This is a genomic window from Aurantimonas sp. A2-1-M11, assembly GCF_036549475.1.
In the GTDB taxonomy this organism is placed as follows: Bacteria; Pseudomonadota; Alphaproteobacteria; order Rhizobiales; family Rhizobiaceae; genus Aurantimonas.
In genome coordinates, this window is the sequence record NZ_JAZHLI010000146.1 from 1 (window position 1) to 3772 (window position 3772).

A 3772-nucleotide genomic window follows, 5' to 3' on the forward strand; every position below is an offset into this window, starting at 1 on the left:
AATGGAAGTTCCAGCACGCCGCCCTGCACGGCTCGTCGCATTACGACCTGCCGCCGGTCCTGCGCTGGTTCACCGGCAATATCGGCATCCACCACGTGCATCATCTGTCGGCCGCGGTGCCGTTCTACCGCCTGCCGCAGGTGCTGCGCGACCATCCCGAACTGCATGGGCTCGGCCGCATCACGATCCGGCAGAGCCTGGGCTGCGTGAAGCTCGTCCTGTGGGACGAGAGCGCCCGCCGGCTGGTGTCGTTCCGCGACGCCGCCAGATCGCTCGGGACTCGGCTTGAACCGAAACCAGCCGCCGGCTGAGACACGACACGACCGGGCAGCGGCGCGTGCGATCACGCGCTGCCCCTCGTCTTCTATGGATCGCGCAGTGTCTGCCCGCCCGTCAGTGGCACCATTGCCCGACCAGTTTCTCACTTATCAACTCCCGACGAAGCATAAGGTGCTGATAGATTGGAATCCTCTTCCGAACCTGGTGACCGCGGCTGTGAGACCCCCTCTTTTGAACTTGCAAGAGCGGTGCTGGAAAATGCGACCGACTACGCGATCATCACCATTGATCTGCAAGGGCAGATCACTTCCTGGAATGCCGGCGCTGAGAACATCCTAGGATGGGCGAGCGAGGAAATTTGCGGCCAGCCGGCAGCAGTCTTCTACACCGATAGTGACCGAGCCGTCGGCGTGCCTGAGAGCGAAATGGAAAGCGCGCTGAAAACCGGCCGCGGCAATGACGAGCGTTGGCATCAGAGAGACGACAAATCCTGCTTCTGGGCGAGCGGCGAGATGATGCCGCTGAAGGACGACGTGGGCGAGCCCATCGGCTTTCTCAAAATCCTCAGGGACCGCACTGCAGAAAAACTCAAGGACGAGGACAGGATTGCTGCTGCCAAGGCTCTTGCGGACAGTGAGGCGCTGAAGACGGCAATGCTTGATGCGGCTCTGGACTGCATCATAACGATTGATGACAGATAGTTCTGTCATTGAGTGGAATCAGGCCGCAGAGCAAACTTTTGGCCACTCTCGTGATTTTGCCATCGGCCGGGATCTCTCCGAACTTATAATTCCGCCGGAGTACCGAGATGCCCATCGAGGCGGAATGGCACACTTCCTGGCGACCGGCGAGGGGCCCATCCTACGACGCCGGATCGAGCTGGAGGGTCTGCGGGCCGACGGATCACGGTTTCCGGTCGAGCTGGCAATTAGCCCAATCACGATAGACGGACGCGCCCATTTCACCGCCTATTTGCGAGATCTCTCCGAACGCCGAACGACAGAGCACCAGCTGCAGGAAATGGAGCGGCGCCTCAACGCGGTATTGGACAATGCCTCCGTTTCGGTCTTCCTCATGGATGATCGCCAGCAATGCGTCTACATGAATGCTGCCGCCGAGAAGCTCACGGGATATACGCTTGGGGAAGCGCAAGGCCGGACGCTTCATGAAGTGGTCCACCACACGCGTCCGGACGGGCGCCACTTCCCCATCGAAGAATGTCCGATCGACCGGGCTTTTCCAGAAAACAACCAGGTTCAGGGCGAAGAGGTGTTCGTCCACAAGGATGGGCGCTTCTACCCGATTGCCTTTACCGCCAGCCCCGTTCGGGACGAGGACGCGAAGACCATCGGCACAATCATCGAGGTGCGAGACATCTCTCAGGAAAAAGCGGCTCAGGAGACGCTGCGGGAGAGTGAGGCACGCCTGAGCATTGCGGTGAATGCCGGGCGTATGGCTGTGTGGGAAATCGATCTGCACGCCGATACGTTGAAAGGATCGCCTGCACTTAACCGGGTATTGGGGTTTCCGGAGCAGGCGTCACCCACGCTGGACGAGATCCGCTCTCACTACTTCCCTGGAGAGCGGGAGCGGCTTGCTGCTCTCGGACAGGAGGCGCTTGCCAGGAGAGATCCTTTCACCGAGACGGAGTTCCAATTCCGCACGCCTGGGGGCGAGGCTCTGTGGTTGCTGATCCGGGCGGAAGTCCAGTCCGACGAACACGGACAGCCCTCGCGCTATATCGGTGTGGTAGTGGACGTTACCGCCAGAAAGCACGCTGAAAAGGAACTGCAGCGGCTCAACGAGACCCTGGAGCGCCGGGTAGAGGAAAAGACCGCAGAGCGCGACAGCATCTGGCGGCATTCGAACGACATGATGGCCGTGACAGACTTCAACGGCCGCCACAGAGCCATCAATCCGGCTTGGTCCCGCATCCTCGGTCACGATGAAGAAGCTCTCATGGCGTCTGCGCTCTTCGAGATGACCCACCCGGACGACGGGGAAAAGCTGGTGCAAGCCGTCCGGAAGTTGGCGGGAGGCGACGCGGTTCAAGGTTTCGAGGGTCAGCTTCGCCACAAGGATGGGAGCTACCGGCTAGTGTCCTGGACCGGCGTTCCAGGCAAGGACGTCTTCTACGCGATAGGGCGGGACGTTACAGAGCAGCGAGCAACAGAGGACGCCCTGCGCCAGTCCCAGAAGATGGAAGCCGTCGGGCAACTCACAGGCGGTATTGCCCACGACTTCAATAACCTCCTCCAGGGCATCGTCGGCTCTTTGAATATTGTGCAGAGACGGATCGAACAGGGACGTGCCGCGGAGACCGAACGCTTCATCAATGGAGCGATGACATCGGCAAACCGCGCAGCTGCCCTTATCCACCGCCTCCTAGCCTTCTCCCGGAAGCAGCCGCTCGATCCCAAGCCAGTCAAAGCCAACCAGCTGGTGACTTCTATGGACGATTTGGTGCGCCGGACGATGGGCGAGAGGATCGAGCTGGAATTGGTCTTGGGAGGAGGATTGTGGCTGACGAAATGCGACCCGAACCAGCTGGAAAGTGCCATCCTCAACCTTGTCATCAATGCTCGCGACGCGATGCCGGAAGGTGGCAAGTTGACTGTAGAGACGTGCAACGCGCACCTGGATAGCGCGTATGCAGCCAGAGCTCGCGATGTGAGCCCGGGGCAGTATGTTTGTATTAGCGTGACCGACACGGGCGTGGGCATGAGCCCGGACGTAATGGAACGCGTGTTCGATCCCTTCTTTACGACCAAGCCGATCGGTCAGGGAACGGGGCTCGGGCTGTCCATGATCTATGGGTTTGCCCGGCAATCGGAAGGCTACGCGAAGATCTACAGCGAGGAGGGAAATGGAACGACCTTCAAGCTCTATCTGCCACGCTTTAGAGGCTCGGCGGAGGATGAAGAGCCATTGCCGGAGCTGTCAGAAAAGCATCTAGCCCATGAAGGCGAAGTGGTGGTCGTGGTCGAAGACGAGGCACTGGTCAGAGAGCTAATCGTGGAGGTTCTAAGCGAACTCGGCTACCGAGCGCTGGAAGCTGCCGACGGACCCTCCGGAGTTAAGCTCCTTGAACGTCTGGAGCGGGTCGACCTATTGGTGACAGACATTGGGCTGCCTGGACTAAACGGAAGAAAGGTCGCGGAGGCAGCACGAGTACGCAGACCGCACCTCAAAATTCTATTTATGACTGGCTATGCGGAAAATGCCGCATTGGCGAATGGCTTTCTCGAACCAGGCATGGAGATGATCACCAAGCCGATGTCGATGGAGGTACTGGCCACAAGGATTAAAAAAATGATTGAGGGGTAGCTGATCAGCGGCAACCGAGCGCAGGCCATTATCCATGTTGTCACCGCTTCGCGTGTGTGCCTCCGGCGTGAGCCGCCTTGCGAACTTTGGATGAGATCGTTGTTTTTGCGGCGTGGTGTGGTGACCACGGTGCAAGCAATGAGGATATCCACGTGACCTACCATCG

3 protein-coding genes are annotated in these 3772 nt (G+C 59.4%); all 3 read left to right on the forward strand.

The genetic code is table 11. The annotated features are described in order from the left end of the window. On the forward strand, positions 1-311 hold a 311-nt coding region (locus VQ042_RS24930; RefSeq protein ID WP_331822951.1), incomplete at its 5' end, for a fatty acid desaturase. 150 nt (positions 312-461) lie between these two features. Then, positions 462-980, forward strand: a complete 519-nt coding sequence (locus tag VQ042_RS24935) for a PAS domain-containing protein (RefSeq protein ID WP_331822952.1) — start codon at positions 462-464, stop codon at positions 978-980. After that, positions 970-3606 (forward strand): PAS domain S-box protein, encoded by a 2637-nt coding sequence (locus VQ042_RS24940; protein ID WP_331822953.1) that lies wholly within the window; start codon positions 970-972, stop codon positions 3604-3606. Before VQ042_RS24935 ends, VQ042_RS24940 begins: the two co-directional genes overlap by 11 nt. Positions 3607-3772 lie beyond the last annotated feature (166 nt).